At 72.3% G+C, this 18,421-nt stretch carries 18 protein-coding genes; 12 read left to right on the plus strand and 6 right to left on the minus strand.

All coding sequences use genetic code 11. The features are described from left to right. Window positions 1-22: 22 nt before the first annotated feature. Window positions 23-412, plus strand: coding sequence for a DUF5997 family protein (locus ACIQMX_RS26795; RefSeq protein WP_363072199.1), 390 nt, complete (start codon window positions 23-25; stop codon window positions 410-412). Window positions 413-748: 336 nt separating this feature from the next. Then, the gene (locus tag ACIQMX_RS26800) at window positions 749-2,395 is read left to right on the plus strand and encodes a TlrC/CarA/OleB/SrmB family ABC-F type ribosomal protection protein (protein WP_363072201.1); all 1,647 of its coding nucleotides are present in this window, start codon (window positions 749-751) and stop codon (window positions 2,393-2,395) included. 340 nt (window positions 2,396-2,735) lie between these two features. On the opposite strand, the gene ACIQMX_RS26805 is transcribed toward ACIQMX_RS26800, so the two are convergent. Then, window positions 2,736-3,467, minus strand: coding sequence for an alpha/beta fold hydrolase (locus ACIQMX_RS26805; protein ID WP_363072203.1), 732 nt, complete (start codon window positions 3,465-3,467; stop codon window positions 2,736-2,738). Between the two features lie 231 nt (window positions 3,468-3,698). Between ACIQMX_RS26805 and argC the strand changes: the two genes are divergently transcribed. From argC to ACIQMX_RS26830, 5 genes are read left to right on the plus strand one after another with little or no spacing between them, the layout of a single operon-like run. Beyond that, the gene (gene argC / locus ACIQMX_RS26810; RefSeq protein WP_363072261.1) at window positions 3,699-4,727 is read left to right on the plus strand and encodes an N-acetyl-gamma-glutamyl-phosphate reductase; all 1,029 of its coding nucleotides are present in this window, start codon (window positions 3,699-3,701) and stop codon (window positions 4,725-4,727) included. After that, window positions 4,724-5,878 (plus strand): bifunctional glutamate N-acetyltransferase/amino-acid acetyltransferase ArgJ, encoded by a 1,155-nt coding sequence (gene argJ, locus ACIQMX_RS26815; RefSeq protein ID WP_402481777.1) that lies wholly within the window; start codon window positions 4,724-4,726, stop codon window positions 5,876-5,878. The genes argC and argJ overlap by 4 nt, the downstream gene beginning before the upstream one ends. Beyond that, window positions 5,875-6,777 carry an acetylglutamate kinase gene (gene argB, locus ACIQMX_RS26820; RefSeq protein ID WP_363072265.1) on the plus strand — a complete coding sequence of 301 codons (903 nt, stop codon included), beginning with the start codon at window positions 5,875-5,877 and terminating at the stop codon, window positions 6,775-6,777. The genes argJ and argB overlap by 4 nt, the downstream gene beginning before the upstream one ends. After that, window positions 6,774-7,985 carry an acetylornithine transaminase gene (locus tag ACIQMX_RS26825; RefSeq protein ID WP_402481780.1) on the plus strand — a complete coding sequence of 404 codons (1,212 nt, stop codon included), beginning with the start codon at window positions 6,774-6,776 and terminating at the stop codon, window positions 7,983-7,985. The genes argB and ACIQMX_RS26825 overlap by 4 nt, the downstream gene beginning before the upstream one ends. Before the next feature lie 10 nt (window positions 7,986-7,995). Then, the gene (locus ACIQMX_RS26830; RefSeq protein WP_363072269.1) at window positions 7,996-8,532 is read left to right on the plus strand and encodes an arginine repressor; all 537 of its coding nucleotides are present in this window, start codon (window positions 7,996-7,998) and stop codon (window positions 8,530-8,532) included. Between the two features lie 105 nt (window positions 8,533-8,637). Here ACIQMX_RS26830 and ACIQMX_RS26835 read toward each other — a convergent pair whose 3' ends face one another. Both ACIQMX_RS26835 and sigJ read right to left on the minus strand, forming a co-directional pair. Continuing rightward, window positions 8,638-9,090, minus strand: a complete 453-nt coding sequence (locus ACIQMX_RS26835) for a VOC family protein (protein ID WP_363072271.1) — start codon at window positions 9,088-9,090, stop codon at window positions 8,638-8,640. A 122-nt stretch (window positions 9,091-9,212) separates the two neighbouring features. Next, entirely contained in the window at window positions 9,213-10,145 is a 933-nt protein-coding gene (sigJ, locus tag ACIQMX_RS26840; RefSeq protein WP_402481783.1) for an RNA polymerase sigma factor SigJ, read from the minus strand. Window positions 10,146-10,339: 194 nt separating this feature from the next. Here sigJ and ACIQMX_RS26845 point away from each other — a divergent pair, with 194 nt between their 5' ends. Further along, window positions 10,340-10,918 (plus strand): NADPH-dependent FMN reductase, encoded by a 579-nt coding sequence (locus ACIQMX_RS26845; protein WP_402481786.1) that lies wholly within the window; start codon window positions 10,340-10,342, stop codon window positions 10,916-10,918. 41 nt (window positions 10,919-10,959) lie between these two features. Then, window positions 10,960-11,841, plus strand: a complete 882-nt coding sequence (locus ACIQMX_RS26850) for a nuclear transport factor 2 family protein (protein WP_402481788.1) — start codon at window positions 10,960-10,962, stop codon at window positions 11,839-11,841. Between the two features lie 139 nt (window positions 11,842-11,980). Here the strand turns inward: ACIQMX_RS26850 and ACIQMX_RS26855 are convergent, their stop codons facing one another. The 3 genes from ACIQMX_RS26855 to ACIQMX_RS26865 form a co-directional block, all read right to left on the minus strand. Further along, a complete protein-coding gene (locus ACIQMX_RS26855; RefSeq protein ID WP_402481791.1) occupies window positions 11,981-12,682 on the minus strand; it encodes a L,D-transpeptidase in 702 nt (233 codons plus the stop codon). A gap of 104 nt (window positions 12,683-12,786) precedes the next feature. Next, window positions 12,787-13,380, minus strand: a complete 594-nt coding sequence (locus ACIQMX_RS26860; protein WP_363072283.1) for a pyridoxamine 5'-phosphate oxidase family protein — start codon at window positions 13,378-13,380, stop codon at window positions 12,787-12,789. 42 nt (window positions 13,381-13,422) lie between these two features. Next, on the minus strand, window positions 13,423-14,655 hold the full coding sequence (locus tag ACIQMX_RS26865; protein WP_402481795.1) for a hypothetical protein: 1,233 nt from the start codon (window positions 14,653-14,655) through the stop codon (window positions 13,423-13,425). 249 nt (window positions 14,656-14,904) lie between these two features. Here ACIQMX_RS26865 and argH point away from each other — a divergent pair, with 249 nt between their 5' ends. The 3 genes from argH (at window position 14,905) to ACIQMX_RS26880 (ending at window position 18,407) form a co-directional block, all read left to right on the plus strand. Beyond that, window positions 14,905-16,338, plus strand: coding sequence for an argininosuccinate lyase (gene argH / locus ACIQMX_RS26870; RefSeq protein WP_363072287.1), 1,434 nt, complete (start codon window positions 14,905-14,907; stop codon window positions 16,336-16,338). A gap of 128 nt (window positions 16,339-16,466) precedes the next feature. Further along, window positions 16,467-17,438 (plus strand): aldo/keto reductase, encoded by a 972-nt coding sequence (locus ACIQMX_RS26875; RefSeq protein WP_402481798.1) that lies wholly within the window; start codon window positions 16,467-16,469, stop codon window positions 17,436-17,438. Window positions 17,439-17,516: 78 nt separating this feature from the next. Beyond that, entirely contained in the window at window positions 17,517-18,407 is an 891-nt protein-coding gene (locus tag ACIQMX_RS26880) for a sigma-70 family RNA polymerase sigma factor (RefSeq protein WP_402481801.1), read from the plus strand. Window positions 18,408-18,421 lie beyond the last annotated feature (14 nt).

The following is an 18,421-nucleotide window of genomic DNA, read 5'->3' on the forward strand; positions in this document are numbered from 1 at the left end:
CACGCTCGATACTCTTGACCTCATGACGTCGCACCAGACCACCCAGACCATGAAGCCCGCGACCGCGGCGAAGAAACTGGGTGTGTACCTCGAGGCCACCCCCACCGAGTTCCAGGAGGGTGTCGTCTCGCGCGCCGAGCTGGCGGCCCTCCAGACCGATCCGCCCCAGTGGCTGCAGGAACTGCGGCGCAACGGCCCGCACCCGCGGCCGGTGGTCGCGTCCAAACTGGGCGTCTCCATCTCCGGCCTCGCCCGCGGAGGCGTCACGGACGCCCTCACCACGGAGCAGATCGACGCGCTGAAGCAGGACAACCCCGAGTGGCTGCAGAAGGAGCGCGCCACGCAGGCGGAGGTCCGGAAGGAAACCGTACGCATCAAGGAGCGGGACGCCGAGCGCAGGAACGCCTCCTGAGGCCTCTCGTTCGGATCGAGCGGGGCTCACGGGGTCCGGCCTGATCCGGACGCAAGACCCTGGCCATCGCCCCGCACCCCAGGACCGCCGTGTGGGCGGTCTCCGTACCCCCGCCGCCCGGCGCGCGGGGACGGAGACCGCCCACACGGCGTTTGCGCGCCGGGTCCGGCGGCCCGGAAAACCGGATGACGGCCCACCGGGCCCCCCGTACCTTGGTCCGTATGGGAACGCTGTGATCACCCCACCCGCGACCGCGTAGAGCTCCGCTCCGCCGTCGTGGTGCCGATTCGTCCACGAATCCGTTCTGTCGGCCTGGCCGGGAACAGGGGCTCATTCATGCACCCATCACACTCCGCACAACTCTCTCTGCACGGTGTCACCAAGCGTTACGGCGAGCGCACCGTGTTCCGCCACGTCTCGCTCAGCCTCGCCCCCGGGGAGAAGGCCGGCGTCGTCGGTGACAACGGGGCCGGCAAGTCCACCCTGCTCCGTCTCCTCGCCGGCGAGGAGACCCCTGACGCGGGCGAGGTGACCGTGGTCTCGCCCGGCGGCACGGGGTATCTCGCGCAGGCCATCGGGCTGACCCCGCACGCCACCGTCCAGGACGCCGTGGACGTGGCACTGGGCGAACTGCGCACGCTCGAAGCGGAGCTGCGCCGGGCCGGGGCCGCACTGGCCGGCGCAGCCGCCGGACCGGAGCTCGACGCGGCCCTCGCCGCGTACGCACGCCTGACCGAGCAGTACGAAGCACGCGACGGCTACGGCGCCGACACCCGGGTGGACACCGCGATGCACGGGCTCGGTCTGCCGTGGCTGTCCCGGGACCGGCCGCTGGGGACGCTCTCCGGCGGCGAACGCTCACGGCTCGCACTGGCCGCGACGCTCGCGTCCCGCCCGCAGCTGCTGCTGCTCGACGAGCCGACCAACGATCTCGACGACCGGGCGGTCGGCTGGCTGGAGGACCATCTGCGGGCCCACCGCGGAACGGTCGTCGCCGTCACCCACGACCGCGTCTTCCTGGAGCGGATCACCGGCACGGTCCTGGAGGTCGAAGGCGGCCGGGTCTCCCGTCACGGCGACGGCTACGCCGGATACCTCACCGCCAAGGCCACCGAGCGCCGGCGACGCCAGGAGCGGTACGACGAGTGGCGGGCCGAACTCGACCGCAGCCGCAGGCTCACCGCGTCCAACATCGCCCGCCTGGACGCCATCCCGCGCAGGATGCCGCAGGCCTCCTTCGGGTCCGGGGCGTTCCGGGCACGGGGGCGCGCCCACGGAGCGATGAGCCGGATCCGTAACGCGAAGGAGCGCGTCGAGCGGCTCACCGCGAACCCGGTGACGCCGCCACCGGCCCCGCTGTCGTTCACCGCCCGCATCGCCACCGCGGCCGGTCCCGGCGAGGCGCCCGCCGCGGTCCTGGAGGACGTGGTCGTCGAGGGCCGGCTGAAGGTGCCGGAGCTGCGCGTCGGTCCGGCCGAGCGCGTGCTGGTCACCGGACCCAACGGCGCGGGCAAGAGCACCCTGTTGCGGGTCCTGGCCGGTGAACTGAGGCCGGACGCGGGCGCGGTGGGAGGCACCGGGCGGGTGGGACACCTCCGGCAGGAGGAGACACCGTGGCCGCCGGGCCTGAGCGTGCTGGCGGCCTTCGCCCACGGCCGCCCCGGCGACCGGGACGAGCACGCCGACCGGCTCCTGTCGCTCGGCCTGTTCGAGCCGGACGCCCTGCGGCTGCGCGTCGGGGACCTCTCGTACGGCCAGCGGCGGCGCATCGAGCTCGCCCGGCTGGTCAGCGAGCCGGTGGACCTGCTCCTGCTGGACGAACCGACCAACCACCTCTCGCCCGCGCTCGTCGAGGAACTGGAGGCGGCGCTGACCGGCTACGCGGGGGCGCTGGTGCTGGTCACTCACGACCGGCGGATGCGGGCGCGGTTCAGCGGCACCCGGCTGGAGCTGAGGCAGGGCGCCGTCAACGGAGCCCTGTGAGAAAGACAGAAGGCCCGGAGCCCTCAGAGAGAACGAAAGGCAAGGAGCACAACGCCGCCCTGCCGTTTTCAGGAGAGAGCGCGCCGGGGGACTTGCGGCAAGGCTCCCGGTGCGCCGCAGAACGACCGGCCACGGCCGGAATCCGCTGATCTCTTGATCGGGTGTTCCGGGACGGCCTCGGCGCGCACGCGGTCCGGACGGCCACGCGGTGTGGGCCGGTGACGACCAGCAGGAGCTGCTGGGCCGGCTGCCCCGGTGGTCCGGCCCGGCCGTCCACGGACAGCGGACGCGCCGGTGCCCCGCCCCCGGAAGGCGGGGGCGGGGACGGGGCGTGCGGCGGTCAGGAGGCGACGAAGCGCGCGATCTGGCCCAGCACGATCGTGTCCGCCAGGTACCCGATGTGGGTCTGGCAGACCACGTTGTTGTTCGTCGCGCCGCTCAGCCGGGTGCTGGTGTACGGGAGGATGACACCGTCGCACGCGGAGTACCAGGTGGCGTACTTGGTGTCACCCGGCGTCTCGTCGCCCGCGCTGATCTGCGAGATGAAGGAGGACCCCGGATACATCTGCTGACAGGTCGTGTAGATCAGGCAGGCACTGGCGAACGTCGTTCCGTGGTTCGCGCCCGCGATGGACGCCAGGTGGCTGACGCTGCTGTGGCCGCCCAGCACCTTCAGGTAGTACTGGCTGACCAGGCCGCCCATCGAGTGGTTGACGATCGCGACCTTGCTCGCACCGGTCTGCGACTTCACGTTGTTGACGAAGGTGGCCAGGCCCTGGGCGTTGGTGACGTTGTTGCCGTACGAGTTGTACTCGTAGGCGAAGAGCTTGGAGCCGGACCAGCCGTTGAGCTGGAAGACGCTCTTGGCGGTGGTCCAGTTGGAGGCGTTGCCGGTGTACCCGTGGACGAAGACGACCGGGGTGCTGGTCGACAGCGGCTGAACGGCGGACTGCGCCGCCGAAGCGGCCCGGGACTCGGCCGCGCCCGCCGCCGACGTCGAGCCGAACAGGGTGAACGCGACCGTGACGGCCGCGAGGACGCCGAGAAGCCGGCGGGGTGAACGACGACGCATGGGAGAACTCCTGACAGGGCTGGGGGATGCGGGGATGCGAATGCCTGCTTGGATCAGGGTCGGGGCGCGTGGCGCGGGCGGCATCGGCGATTTCACCGGTGTCCGCGAGCGGCGGGGCAGGAGCGCGTCCTGCGCGTACCGGAGCCGGGGCGCGTGCCGGCGGATGATCGCAATTCTTTGCATAAAAGTGCAGCCTTGCGTATAGTCATGCCATCGACGAGGAGGATTTCGATGGTGGTACGTGCAGCGGTGGCAGGGGCGAGCGGATATGCCGGCGGGGAGCTCCTCCGCCTTCTGCTGGTCCACCCCGAGATCGAGATCGGGGCCCTCACAGCGAACTCCAACGCCGGCCAGCCGCTCGGCGCCCTGCAGCCGCACCTGCGGCCGCTGGCCGGCCGGGTGCTCCAGCCGACCACTCCGGAGGTGCTCGCCGGGCACGACGTGGTCTTCCTCGCCCTGCCCCACGGGCAGTCCGCCGCCGTCGCGGAGCAGCTCGGTGACGAGGTGCTCGTGGTCGACATGGGTGCCGACTTCCGGCTCAAGGACGCCGCGGACTGGGAGAAGTTCTACGCCTCTCCGCACGCCGGCACCTGGCCCTACGGCCTGCCCGAGCTGCCCGGCGGGCGGGCCGCGCTGGCGGGGAGCAAGCGCATCGCGGTGCCCGGCTGCTACCCGACGGCCGTCTCGCTGGCGCTCTTCCCGGCGTACGCGGCCCAGCTCGCCGAGCCCGAGGCCGTGATCGTCGCCGCCTCCGGGACCTCCGGCGCGGGCAAGGCGGCCAAGCCGCATCTCCTCGGCTCCGAGGTGATGGGCAACATGTCGCCGTACGGCGTCGGCGGGGTCCACCGGCACACGCCCGAGATGATCCAGAACCTCAGCGCTGCCGCCGGCGAACCGGTCACCGTGTCCTTCACCCCGACCCTCGCCCCGATGCCCCGCGGCATCCTCGCCACGTGCAGCGCGAAGGCTAAGCCCGGCGTGAGCGCGGAGTCCCTGCGCGCCGCGTACGAGAAGGCCTACGCCGACGAGCCGTTCGTCGATCTGCTGCCCGAGGGGCTGTGGCCCGCGACCGCCGCCGTGTACGGCTCCAACGCCGTCCAGATCCAGATCGCGTACGACGAGGCGGCCGGCCGGATCATCGTGATCAGCGCCATCGACAACCTCGCCAAGGGCACCGCGGGCGGGGCCCTGCAGAGCATGAACATCGCCCTCGGACTCCCCGAGGACACCGGACTTTCCACGATCGGAGTGGCACCGTGAGCGTCACGGCAGCACAGGGGTTCTCCGCGGCGGGCATCGCCGCGGGAATCAAGGAGAGCGGCAACCCGGACCTGGCCCTCGTGGTCAACAACGGTCCGCGTCGCGCCGCCGCGGGCGTCTTCACCTCCAACCGTGTCAAGGCCGCTCCCGTCCTCTGGTCGGAGCAGGTCCTCAAGGGCGGCGAGGTCAGCGCCGTCGTCCTCAACTCCGGCGGAGCCAACGCCTGTACGGGACCGCAGGGCTTCCAGGACACCCACGCCACCGCCGAGAAGGCCGCCGAGGTCCTCCAGGGCCACAGCGCCGGCGAGATCGCCGTCGCCTCGACCGGTCTCATCGGCCTGCTGCTCCCCATGGACAAGCTGCTGCCCGGCATCGAGAAGGCCGCGGCGGCCCTGAGCGAGCACGGCGGCGAGAAGGCCGCCATCGCCATCAAAACCACCGACACCGTCCACAAGACGGCCGTCGCCGGCGGCGAGGGCTGGACCGTCGGCGGCATGGCCAAGGGCGCGGGCATGCTCGCGCCCGGCCTCGCCACGATGCTCGTCGTCCTCACCACCGACGCCGACGTCGCCGCCCCCGCACTCGACGCCGCCCTGCGCGACGCCACCCGGACCACCTTCGACCGGGTCGACTCGGACGGCTGCATGTCCACCAACGACACCGTGCTCCTGCTCGCCTCCGGGGCGAGCGGCATCACCCCGGAGCAGGGGGAGTTCGCCGAAGCCGTACGGGCCGTCTGCGACGACCTCGCCCGGCAGCTGATCGGTGACGCGGAGGGTGCGTCCAAGGACATCCGGATCGAGGTCGTGAACGCCGCGACCGAGGACGACGCCGTGGAGGTGGGCCGCTCCATCGCCCGTAACAACCTCCTCAAGTGCGCCATCCACGGCGAGGACCCCAACTGGGGCCGGGTGCTGTCCGCCATCGGTACGACGAAGGCGGCCTTCGAACCGGACGATCTGAACGTCGCCATCAACGGCGTCTGGGTCTGCAAGAACGGCGGCGTCGGCGAGGACCGCGACCTCGTCGACATGCGCTACCGGGAGGTCAGGATCACCGCCGACCTCGCCGCGGGCACCGAGTCGGCCGTCATCTGGGCCAACGACCTCACCGCGGACTACGTCCACGAGAACAGCGCGTACAGCTCATGACCACGGCGCGGAAGCACACCGCACTCCCGAAGGCGCAGATCCTCATCGAGGCGCTGCCCTGGCTGACCCGGCACCACGGCAGGACCGTCGTCATCAAGTTCGGCGGCAACGCCATGATCGACGAGGAGCTGAAGGCCGCCTTCGCCCAGGACGTCGTCTTCCTGCGGCACGCGGGCCTCAAGCCCGTCGTCGTGCACGGCGGCGGACCGCAGATCAGCGCCCAGCTCGACAAGCAGGGCCTGGTCAGCGAGTTCAAGGCCGGGCTGCGCGTCACCACGCCCGAGGCGATGGACGTCGTGCGGATGGTGCTCGCCGGACAGGTCCAGCGCGAGCTCGTCGGCCTGCTCAACCAGCACGGCCCGTTCGCCGTCGGGATGACCGGCGAGGACGCCCACACCATCACGGCGATCCAGCACCGCCCGGTGATCGACGGCGAGGCCGTCGACATCGGCCGGGTCGGCGAGATCACCGCGATCGACACCGGGGCCATCCAGGCGCTGCTGGACGACGGCCGCATCCCGGTCATCTCCTCCATCGCCCGCTCGGCGGAGGACAACCACGTCTACAACGTCAACGCCGACACCGCGGCCGCCGCCCTGGCCGCCGCGCTGAACGCCGAGACGCTGATGGTCCTCACCGACGTCGAGGGCCTGTACGAGGACTGGCCCAACAGCGACGACGTGATAAGCCGCCTCACCGCCACCGAGCTGGAGAAGCTCCTGCCGGAACTCTCCAGCGGCATGGTGCCCAAGATGCAGGGCTGTCTGCACGCCGTGCGCAACGGCGTGGAGACGGCGCGCGTCATCGACGGCCGGGTCCAGCACTCGATCCTGCTGGAGATCTTCACCGACGAAGGAATCGGCACGATGGTCGTGCCCGATGCACAGGGGGAAGCATGACGAACGCCGAGCTCTCGCAACGGTGGCAGCACGCGCTGATGGACAACTACGGCACCCCGAGGCTGCCCCTCGTCCGCGGCGAAGGCGCCCATGTGTGGGACGCCGACGGCACCCGGTACCTCGACTTCGTCGGCGGTATCGCGGTGAACGCGCTGGGCCACGCCCACCCCGCGGTCGTCGAGGCGGTCTCCACCCAGATCGCCTCCCTGGGCCACGTCTCCAACCTCTTCATCGCCGAGCCGCCCGTCGCGCTCGCCGAACGGCTGCTCCAGCTCTTCGGCCGCACCGGCAAGGTCTACTTCTGCAACTCGGGCGCCGAGGCCAACGAGGCCGCGTTCAAGATCGGCCGGCTGACCGGGCGGACCCACATGGTCGCCACCGACGGCGCCTTCCACGGCCGGACCATGGGCTCGCTCGCTCTCACCGGCCAGCCGAAGAAGTGCGAGGCGTTCGCCCCGCTGCCCGGTGAGGTCACGCACGTCCCGTACGGAGACGTCGAGGCGCTGCGGGCCGCGGTGACCACGGACACCGCGCTGCTGATCATCGAGCCGATCCAGGGCGAGAACGGCGTGGTCGTGCCGCCCAAGGGCTATCTGGAGGCGGCCCGGGAGATCACCCGGGCCACCGGCACCCTGCTCGTCCTCGACGAGGTGCAGACCGGCATCGGCCGGTGCGGCAGCTGGTTCGAGCACCAGGCCCACCAGGGCGTGGAGCCCGATCTGGTCACCCTCGCCAAGGGGCTGGGCGGCGGACTGCCGATCGGCGCCACCGTGGCCTTCGGTGCGGCCGCCGATCTGCTCGCGCCCGGTCAGCACGGCACCACGTTCGGCGGCAACCCCGTCGCCTGCGCCGCCGGACTCGCCGTCCTGGACACCCTGGCCGCCGACGGCGCGCTGGACAACGTGAAGCGGCTCGGCGAGCGCATCCGCGACGGCGTGGAGGGCCTCGGGCACCCGCTGGTCTCCCACGTCCGGGGCTCCGGCCTGCTGCTGGGTATCGTGCTCACCGAGCCCCTCGCACCCCAGGTGCAGCAGGCGGCTCAGGGAGCCGGACTCCTGGTGAACGCGCCCGCCCCCGATGTCGTACGGCTGATGCCGCCGCTGGTCATCGGTGAGGCGGAAGTGGACGCGTTCCTCCAGGCACTGCCCGGCGCTCTCGACGCGGCATACGGGGACGGACGATCCGGGGCGGGACACACCGGAGAATGAGGCGACGACGATGACCGAGGCGCAGGATTCCGAGCACGGCGGGCCGTCCGTGCCGCAGACCCGCACCGCACGCCACCGCCGGATCGTGGACATCCTGAACCGGCAGCCGGTGCGCTCGCAGAGCCAGCTGGCCAAGCTCCTCGCGGACGACGGGCTGAGCGTCACCCAGGCGACGCTCTCCCGGGACCTGGACGAGCTGGGTGCGGTGAAGATCCGCAACACCGGCGGCGAGCTGATCTACGCGGTGCCGAGCGAGGGCGGATTCCGTACCCCGCAGGCACCGCTGGGCGGCTCCGCCAAGGAGGAGCGGATGCGTCGTCTCTCCGCCGAACTGCTGATCTCGGCGGAGGCCTCGGCCAATCTCGTCGTGCTGCGCACGCCCCCGGGCGCCGCCCAGTTCCTCGCCTCGGCGATCGACCAGGCCGAGCTGCACGACATCCTCGGCACCATCGCCGGCGACGACACGCTCATGCTGATCAGCCGTGACCCGGCGGGCGGGCAGGCGCTCGCCGACCATCTGCTGCGGCTCGCGCAGAACGACCGCTAGAGCTGCGGTGAGGACCCTGTCGAGGGGCCGTCCGGCACCAGCCGGACGGCCCCTCGACGCCGTGGCCGGGCGTCACTCCCGAGGGCGCCCGTTCGCCCGTGGCGTTCAGTCCTCGGCGAGGCCGGAGAACGCTTCGGTCGTGAGCTTCTGGAGCTCCGCGAGCGGAACGTCACGGAGTTGCTGCGTGAGCCCCCACCGATGACCGAACGGGTCGAGCAGCTGGCCCTCCCGCTCGCCCCAGAAGGCGTCGCTCAACGGACGGATCACGGTGGCCCCGCCACCGACGGCCCGCTCCCAGGCGGCATCGACATCGCCGACGTGCAGGTAGAGGGCGCCGTAGGTGCCGCCGAAGTGCTGCGGCCCGTAGGAGTCCATCTCGGGGAACTCGTCGGCCAGCATCAGGGTGAGCGTCCCGATGCGGACCTGGACGTGGATCAGCCGGCCGCCGGGCACCACCAGCCTGGTGAGCTCCTCGGCTCCGAAGGCCTGTTGGTACCAGGCGGACGCCTCGTCCGCGCCGCGCACGGTCAGGTGCAGGGTGTGGGAGTGGAACGACATCGGTACTTCCTTTCCTGGAATCCGTATCCGGCCGGTCCGGGCACCGCCTCACGGCGGGCCGACGGCCCGACCGGTCGACGTCCCTGCGGCGGCAATTGTCAGGCGGGAGGCCCGCGAGCGCCTCAACGGCTCCATGGCCGCAGCTTGTCCGGGTTGCGAATCGCCCAGATGCGCCGGATGCGGGACTCCTCGATGTCGAACGCGTACACGGTCAGAACCTGATCGCCGTCGACCGCGACGAGGCCCGGCTGCCCGTTGACGGTCCGCTCCAGGAGGTCCAGCCGGCCTGCGAGGCCCGCCAGACGCACCAGGAACTCCGCGACCTGGAAGTGGCCCCGGACGGGCGTGGGTGAGGCCGCCGCGCGGCCGCCGCCGTCGGCGACGGCGACGACCGACGGGTCGAGGAGCCGGACCAGGGCGTCCATGTCCTTGGCCTGCCACGCCTGCCGGAACTCGCCCACGACGACGGAACGCTGCCGGGCCCGTGCCCCGCCGGTGCGGGCGGCGGCCACGCGCCGGCGCCCCGACGAGGCGAGCTCGCGGCAGGCTCCCGGCGTGCGGCCGACGATCTCCGCCACCTCGCTGAACGGCACCCGGAACACGTCGTGCAGCATGAAGGCGACGCGCTCGGCCGGAGTCATCGAGTCGAGCACGACCAGGAACGCCATCTCGACGGACTCGTCCAGCGTGATGTGGTCGGCGGGATCCCTCGCCGTCGATCCGCGGGAGAGCCCGGTCCACTCGGCGCGTTCCGGCACCGGCTCCGGAATCCACTCACCGACGTACCGCTCCCGGCGCGTACGGGCCGAACGGAGCTGGTCCATGCAGACGCGGCTCACGACGGTGGTCAACCAGGCCGCGGGATTCACGACAGCGGCCCGTCGCTCCACGGACTGCGCGAACCAACGTGCGTACGCCTCCTGGACGGCGTCCTCCGCCTCGGTCAGTGAGCCGAGCAGCCGGTAGGCGAGATTCGCGAGGTTGCGCCGTTCCGCGATGAGCGGCTCGTCCTCGGGGTCTGCCGCGGCGTCCTTGCTTCCGCCTGTGGTGTCCATCCGGTCAGCGCCCTCCAGTCGTCACGTACGGATCCTCCCGTGAAGGACGACGCATCAGCCCCCGCGGATGTCAGGCGGCAACGCGGCCCCGTCCCCTGACGATCGAGGCCGCTGCCGCGTCGGTGTGGGTGCGGGCACGGCGGACGGCCGCGTGTCTGTGGCACAGCCAGGGAATCGCGACAGGAGGAAGCGGCATGACCAGGATCGGCATCGTCATCGGCAGCACCCGTCCGGGACGGCTCGGCCCGCAGGTGGCCGGGTGGGTCCATGAGGTCTCGGCGCGGAGGTCCGACGCCGAGTTCGAGCTCGTCGATCTCGCCGAGTTCCGGCTCCCCCTCTTCGACCAGCCGGTTCCACCCGCCATGGGCGGAACCGGAGGCCCCGGGGCGCAGTCCTGGGTGCGCACGGTCGAGTCGCTCGACGGGTTCGTGTTCGTCACGCCGGAGTACAACAGCCAGCTGCCCGCCGCGCTCAAGAACGCCATCGACTTCGTCCACGCCGGCTGGGCGGACAAGGCCGCCGGGATCGTCGCCTACGGTGCCGCGGGCGGCGCGGGGTCCGCCGCCCAGTTGCGGCAGCTGTGCGGTCTGCTCGGGCTCGCCGACGTGCCGGCCCAGGTCTCTCTTCACCTGGCCACGGACTTCGACGACTTCAGGGTGTTCGCTCCGGGTGCGTCCCGGGCGCGCTCGCTGGAGGAACTGCTCGACCGCGTCGTCGGCTGGTCCACGGCACTCGGACATCTGCGCCGTGCCCGCGCTGCGTCCATCGCCTGAGCCGCTTCCCACCAGTGGATACCAGAAGGAGACGACCGGCCATGCCTCATCTCACCGTCACCGCCCTAGAGCCGCAGATCGCCGGACACGAGAGGGACCTCATCGCCCGGCTCACCCGAGCCGTCACCTCCGTCTGCGGAGAGCGGGCCCGCGATCTCGTGGTCGTACGGCTCGTGGGACTCGCGGCCGGCCGCTGGGCCGTCGGCGGGGTGCCGTGCCGGGAAGCGGCGCCCACCGTGACGTTCGCCATCGGGGAGGACGCGTTCACCCGGGCCGACGGCCGGCAGACCGAGGCCCGGCTCGTCGCAGCGGTGACGGACGCGGTCGCAATGACCCTCGGAGAGCACCATCGCGACGAGATCGTCGTCGACCTCGTCGCCGCACGCGACGGTCGCACCGCCGTCGGCGGCCGTCTCGTGAGCGACGCGGTGGGGCGCGAGGCGGACGAGTCGCGGGACCGTGCCGAGATCGACGCGCTCCGCGCCGAGTTCACGGACGCGGCGATGATGAACGACCACGACCGGCTCGCCGGGCTCTTCGTGCCGGACGGCGTCGTCCGCATCCCGGACGCCGGTATCGAGGCCGTCGGCCGCGACGGGATCCGGGGCCTCGGGCAGCAGCGTGAGGCGGGCTTCGAGGTCTTCGTCCAGACGGCCCACCCCGGCGTCGTCTCACTCTCGGGAGACACCGCGACCGGCCGTGCCTGCCTCTCCGAGGCCATCCGGATCCGCGGTGGCGGCTCGCACCTCAACTACGGGCTCTACCACGATCGTTACCTGCGGACTCCGGAAGGCTGGCGCTTCGTCGAGCGCGCGTACGAGATCCGCTATCTGGACTCCACGCCACTCGCCGGGAGGCCGGGCGGATCCGTGACGGATGACGGGCGGCCGCATTCCGCGCAGACCTCGGAGCCGACGGGCTGAGCGCGGCGAGGACGGGCTCCCGGCCCGGCTCGGCCTGCGCCGCACGAGCACACGGCTTCCGGCTTCCCGCTTCCCGGGAGTGCCCGTCGGGCGGACCCGTAGACGGGCGCCGCGGTGGTGGCCGCGGCGGGACGAGACCTCAGTAGCGCGTGATCGCGGTCGGACCGGAGCGGGTTCCGATCGCGATGTGCGGACGGCGGACCGGATCGGCCCAGGCCAGGATCCGGTCCATCGCGGCCGCCGGCACGGAGACACAGCCGGCGGTCGCGCCGCGCCCGTTGACGTGGAGGAAGATCCCGGCGCCTCGTCCCCGTACCGGCCGGTGGTAGTTGAAGCCGACGACGAGGGCCCGGGCGTACTGCGCCGGGTACGTGATCAGGTGCTCGGCCTCGGCCGCCCGGCAGTCGGCGGGGCGCGGCTCCACCCACCGGTTGTAGGCGCGCGCCTCGTTGTCCTGGCACCACCACGACCGGTCGCCGACCCGGCGGTACGGATAGCGCGTCCCGGGCCGGGCCGCCTCGACCCCGAAGGCGTACGGCAGGTCGTACAGCCCGGTGGGCGTCGTGTCCGTGCCCTGCTCGCGTGAAGCCCCCTCGGCCAGCCCGTTCGCCCCGAACCTGGCGGGCGCCGATCCGGCCGTCAGCCAGCGGCCGCCCCGCAGACTCCACCAGGTGACCGTGCCCGTGGTGGAGGCGGGACCGGCTGCCTCGGCCGTGATGAGCTGGCTGCCCCCGCCCGTGTCGGCCAGCCGCCACGGCAGCGGCGCCGCCACCGGGGGCCGGGCACCCACGAGGCCGGCGAGAGCGAGCAGGACCGAACCGGTCACCAGGAGTCTGCGCATGCCCGGACCGTAGACCCGCCGCCGCCCGGGCACCCGCGGACCTGCTCCGTACGGCCCAGTGGCTCAGGACACGGGCGCGCGCCCGCTCCGGACGGTCCGGCCGCTCAGGGCGCGGGCGGCATGACCGGCAACGGGAGCGGCAGCCCGGGCAGGCCGTCGATGCTGGTGGCGACGTGCTCCTTCTTCTCGAAGTAGGCGCTGAGCGAGGCGTCGTCCTCCCGCGCGAAGCGCTGCCCGTGCAGCGGACGGTCCTCGTCGTAGCTCATGAACGGCACGCCGTATCCGCAGGTGTCCCGGATCAGTTCGGCCGTCACCACGATGACGGCCCGCAACCCGTGCCGGGAGGGATCCACCCCGTCGAACCGTGCCAGGAGTTCCGGGAAGCGGGGATCGTCCCGGAAGACGGGCTCACCGCGGCCGTGCACCCGCACGATGTTCGGCGGGCCCTCGAAGGCACACCACATCAGGGTGATCCGCCCGTTCTCACGCAGATGGGCGACCGTCTCCGCGTTGCTCCCGGCGAAGTCCAGATAGGCGACGCGCTGTTCGTCCAGCACGGTGAAGGAGCCGCTGAGGCCCTTGGGGGAGAGGTTGACCGTGCCCTCCCCGTCCAGCGGCGCCGTCGCGGTGAAGAACATGCGCTGCTCCTCGATGAAGGTCCGCAGCCGTCCATCGATACGTTCGTAGGTTTTTCCCATGCCGCGAGTATCCGCGCCCGATATCCGGCGGAGCCGTCAATTTCAGCCCGTGGGACGGCTGTACCCCGCGGCCCGGAGCAGTCGCTGCGCCGCCACCCGCACCGCCCGCGGCCGGTCGGGCGCGTTCCGTGCGGACAGCCACTCCCGGGAGAAGCCCGCCGCGTGGGGCAGCAGGGCCCGGGTCGCCGCCCGGACCACGGCGGATGACGGGTCCTCGATCAGCGGGGCCAGGCCGGTCCGCGTCACCGCGTCGAGGGCCCGCAGCCCGGTGACCGCGTGGACGCGCACGGCGGCCTCGGGGTGCTGGACCAGGGCCCACAACGTCTCCGCGTCCGTACGGTCACCGCATTCGCCGAGTCCCGCGGCGGCGCCCGGCTCGGTGACCTCGCCGGCGCACATCGCCCGGTACAGCGGCAGCGGGTCGGTCCCGCCCTGCCGCAGTACGTACCGGGCACAGGCCCGTACGACCCCCGAACGGTCCGTGAGCCGGGCCCGCGCCTCGTCGTGCCGCCCGGTGCGCCGCAGCGCGGTGACCCCCGCCGCCCGCACGCGTCCGTTCCTGGCCTTCAGCAGTACGCCGAGCACGTCGTCGTGGTCCTTGTCCCGCATCGACGCGACGGCCGCCTCCGCGCAGAGGTCCTGGAGGGACGCGTCGCCGGAATCCGCGGCCAGGCGGGCCAGTCGGCCCGGCGCGAGCAGGCCGCGGTCGACGGCGATGCGGTGGGCGAACCGGCGGGTGGCGCGGTCGGGGCTTGTCAGCAGCGCCTCCACCTGCGCGGCGGGGCCCTCGCGCAGTACCCGGCCGAGCAGGTCCACCGCGAACCGGCCCTGCTCGCGCCGGGCCAGCAGCAGGATCAGTTCCGCACCCGGCGCGAGTGCGGGCGCGGGCACCTCCGACAGCAGGGCCCGGGCCCGTTCGCGGACCGGAGCCGCCCAGTCCGTGCACCGCACGATCAGGAGCGGCAGCAGGTCGGGGGAGCCGGGCGTCAGTTCGAGGGCCGCCTCCCGGATCCTGCCGTCGTGGTGGCACAGGGACAGGACCGTCGCTGATTCCGGCCGGGACCGGGGGCTCCGTCTCAAGACCGGCAGCGGAGAATTCCAGGGCCACTGCAACCACCGGCCGGCGGGCGCGACATGGACTCCGAGCTCCTGGGGCCGCAGTTCGCGTATCGCGCGGTCGAGCGCCGGCCAGGATTCCGCCGGTGCCTGCCCGAGCACGTCGCGCAGGGACGCGCCGCCGGCCAGTTCCCGCGCCGTCGTCGAGGCGTCGTTCATGGTTCCCCCCAGGTGTGCCGAAGATGCAGACCGTAGCGGGGGCGGCGCGGCGGCGCCCGCGAACTGTCCGGTGGCGGGCCGCGGCCGCCAGCTTTGACAAAACATACAGAGGACCGCATAGTTATGCCTGCTAGTGATTGCGGCAGCGGCTGTCCGTGGACCGGCGCCGTGAGCGGCGTCCGCGACCGGGTGTGCCGCACGGGCGAGCGGTCGCACATCCAACCCCCTGGTTCTTCCGAGGAGCACGCAGTGAGCAACGGCAACGGCAACGGCGACGTACGTCTCTGGGGCGCCCGCTTCGCGGACGGCCCGGCCGAGGCGCTGGCCAGGCTGTCCGCGTCCGTCCACTTCGACTGGCGGCTCGCGCCGTACGACATCGCCGGCTCCCGCGCCCACGCGCGCGTCCTCCACAAGGCGGGCCTGCTCACCGAGGACGAGCTGACGCGGATGACCGCCGGCCTCGACCAGCTGGAAGCCGATGTCGCGGACGGCTCCTTCACCGGCACGATCGCCGACGAGGACGTTCACACCGCCCTGGAGCGCGGACTGCTGGAGCGGCTCGGCCCCGACCTCGGCGGCAAGCTGCGTGCCGGACGGTCCCGCAACGACCAGATCGCCACGCTCTTCCGCATGTACCTGCGCGACCACGCCCGCATCATCGGCGGTCTGATCGCCGGGCTCCAGGACGCCCTCGTCGGCCTCGCCGAGGCCCACCCGGACGTGGCCATGCCCGGCCGTACGCACCTCCAGCACGCCCAGCCGGTGCTCTTCGCCCATCACGTCCTGGCCCATGTGCAGTCCCTGTCCCGGGACGCGGAGCGGCTGCGCCAGTGGGACGAGCGGACCGCGGTGTCCCCGTACGGCTCCGGAGCCCTCGCCGGCTCCTCGCTCGGGCTCGACCCGGAGGCGGTCGCGGCCGACCTCGGCTTCGAGCGGGGTTCGGTGGGCAACTCCATCGACGGAACGGCCTCCCGGGACTTCGTCGCGGAGTTCGCCTTCGTCACCGCGATGATCGGCGTCAACCTCTCCCGGATCGCCGAGGAGATCATCATCTGGAACACGAAGGAGTTCTCCTTCGTCACCCTGCACGACGCCTTCTCCACCGGCTCCTCGATCATGCCGCAGAAGAAGAACCCCGACATCGCCGAACTGGCCCGGGGCAAGTCCGGACGGCTCATCGGCAACCTGACCGGCCTCATGGCCACGCTGAAGGCCCTGCCGCTCGCGTACAACCGCGATCTCCAGGAGGACAAGGAGCCGGTGTTCGACTCCTGCGACCAGCTGGAGGTCCTGCTCCCGGCCTTCACCGGCATGATGGCCACCCTCACCGTCAACCGCGCGCGCATGGAGGAACTGGCCCCGGCCGGGTTCTCGCTCGCCACCGACATCGCCGAATGGCTGGTCAAGAAGGGCGTCCCGTTCCGCGTCGCCCACGAGGTCGCCGGTGAGTGCGTCAAGGAGTGCGAGAGCCACGGCATCGAGCTCGACGAGCTGACCGACGAGCAGTTCGCGAAGATCTCCGAGCACCTGACCCCCGAGGTCCGTTCGGTCCTCAACGTGGCCGGCGCGCTCGCCTCCCGCAACGGACGCGGCGGCACGGCTCCCTCGGCCGTCGCCGTTCAGCTGGCCGAGCTGAAGGCGGATCTGGCGACCCAGCACGCCTGGGCGACCGCGCGCAAGTAGCCGCGGGGTCGCCGCTGTCCTGGAACGGCACGTACGTCTCCGGGCGGCCGCGCGCGCAAGTAGCCGCTGGAGCATCGCGGGCTACGTTGGGGGTAGGCGAGAATCCTGCCGACGACGAGGAGCCCGCGATGCCGTTCGCCCGACTGACCACAGCGACCACCCCGACCGCTCACATCGGGCTCGGCCTGGCGGCGGTCGGCAGGCCCGGCTACATCAACCTCCACCGCGACCGCGACCTGCCCGGCGAGCGGACCGCCGACGACCTGCGCGCCCGGACCCACGAGCTGCTGGACGCGGCCTACGCGCAGGGCGTCCGGTACTTCGACGCAGCCCGCTCCTACGGACGCTCCGAGGAGTTCCTCGGCGAGTGGCTGACCGCCAGGCCCGAGGTCCGCGACGTCGTCGTCGGGAGCAAGTGGGGCTACACCTACACCGCCGGCTGGAGCGTCGACGCCGAGGCGCACGAGGTCAAGGACCACACGCTCGCCACGTATCTGCGCCAGCGCGCCGAGACCGGCGAACTGCTCGGGGACCGGCTCGACCTCTACCAGATCCACTCGGTGACTCCCGACAGCCCGGCGCTCACCGACAAGGAACTGCACGCCCGGCTCGCCGCGCTCGCGGCGGACGGGGTCAGCGTGGGCCTCTCCACCAGCGGACCGGACCAGGCCGAAGCGATCCGCGCGGCCCTGACCGTCACGGTGGACGGCGAACCCCTCTTCCGTACCGTCCAGGCCACGTACAACGCCCTGGAGACCTCGGCCGGACCGGCGCTCGCCGAGGCCCATGCCGCCGGGCTCACCGTCATCGTCAAGGAAGCCATGGCCAACGGCCGGCTCGCGGGCACGGAGGCCCCCGCCGTGATGCGGGAGATCGCCGCCGAGGAAGGACTCGGCAGCGACGCGGTCGCCATGGCGCTGGTGCTGCACCAGCCCTGGGCCGGGGTCGTGCTCTCCGGCGCGGCGACCGTCACCCAGCTCGCCGGCAACCTCCACGCTGCCGTCCTCGGCCTCGACGAGGAGCGCAGGGCCGGGCTGGACGCGCTGGTCGAGGAGCCGGAGGCGTACTGGCGGCACCGCGCGTCGCTCCCGTGGAGCTGAGGCCTCCCCGGACTTCTGTCACATCGGACGCCTCCGGTACGTCAGCGTGGTGACGGCACACGACGCAGGAGGACGGCTGTGGACGGAAACGAGTTCCTGGCGGCACGCTTCGAGGAGAACCGGGAACGCCTCAAGGCGGTGGCGTATCGGATGCTCGGCTCGGACATCGAGGCGGAGGACGCCGTTCAGGAGGCGTGGATCCGGCTCGGCCGCTCCGACAGTGCGGCGATCGGCAACCTGGGCGGCTGGCTGACCACCGTGGTCGGCCGCGTCTGTCTGGACATCCTGCGCTCCCGCCGCACCCGCCGGGAGGAACCCCTGGAGTCCGGGGCACCGGACGCGTCCCTGTCCGGCCGCACCCTGGGGCCGCAGCCGGGAGGCGACCCGGAGCAGCAGGCGCTGATGGCCGACTCGGTGGGTCTCGCGCTGCTCGTCGTGCTCGAGACGCTGGACCCCGCCGAGCGCCTGGCCTTCGTGCTGCACGACATGTTCGCGGTGCCCTTCGACGAGATCGCCCGGATCGTGGACCGTACCCCGGCCGCCGCCCGGAAGCTCGCCAGCCGGGCCCGCCGCCGGGTCCAGGGCGCCGACCCGGTGCCCGACCCGGACGCGGCCCGCCGGCGTGAGGTCGTCGACGCGTTCCTCGCCGCCGCCCGCGACGGCGACTTCGACGCGCTCGTCGCCGTGCTCGACCCGGATGTCGTGGCCCGGTCCGAAGGCGCGGCCGGGGCCGCCTCGCTCGTGCGCGGGGCCGCGAACGTGGCCCGGCAGGCGATCATGTTCGCCCCGTTCGGCCGTTCGGCGCGGTTCGCGCTGCTCGACGGGGCCCCGGCCGTCGTCTCGGAGGTGGAGGGGCGGCGCTTCTCGGTCATGCGGTTCACGATCGAACGCGGAAGGATCGCCGAGCTCTTCGTGATCAACGACCCGGCGCGGCTGCCCGGGCTCGACCTGATGCTCCTCGGCGACTGAACGGGGCACGGTGC

The organism is Streptomyces sp. NPDC091416, assembly GCF_044756845.1.
In the GTDB taxonomy this organism is placed as follows: domain Bacteria; phylum Actinomycetota; class Actinomycetes; order Streptomycetales; family Streptomycetaceae; genus Streptomyces.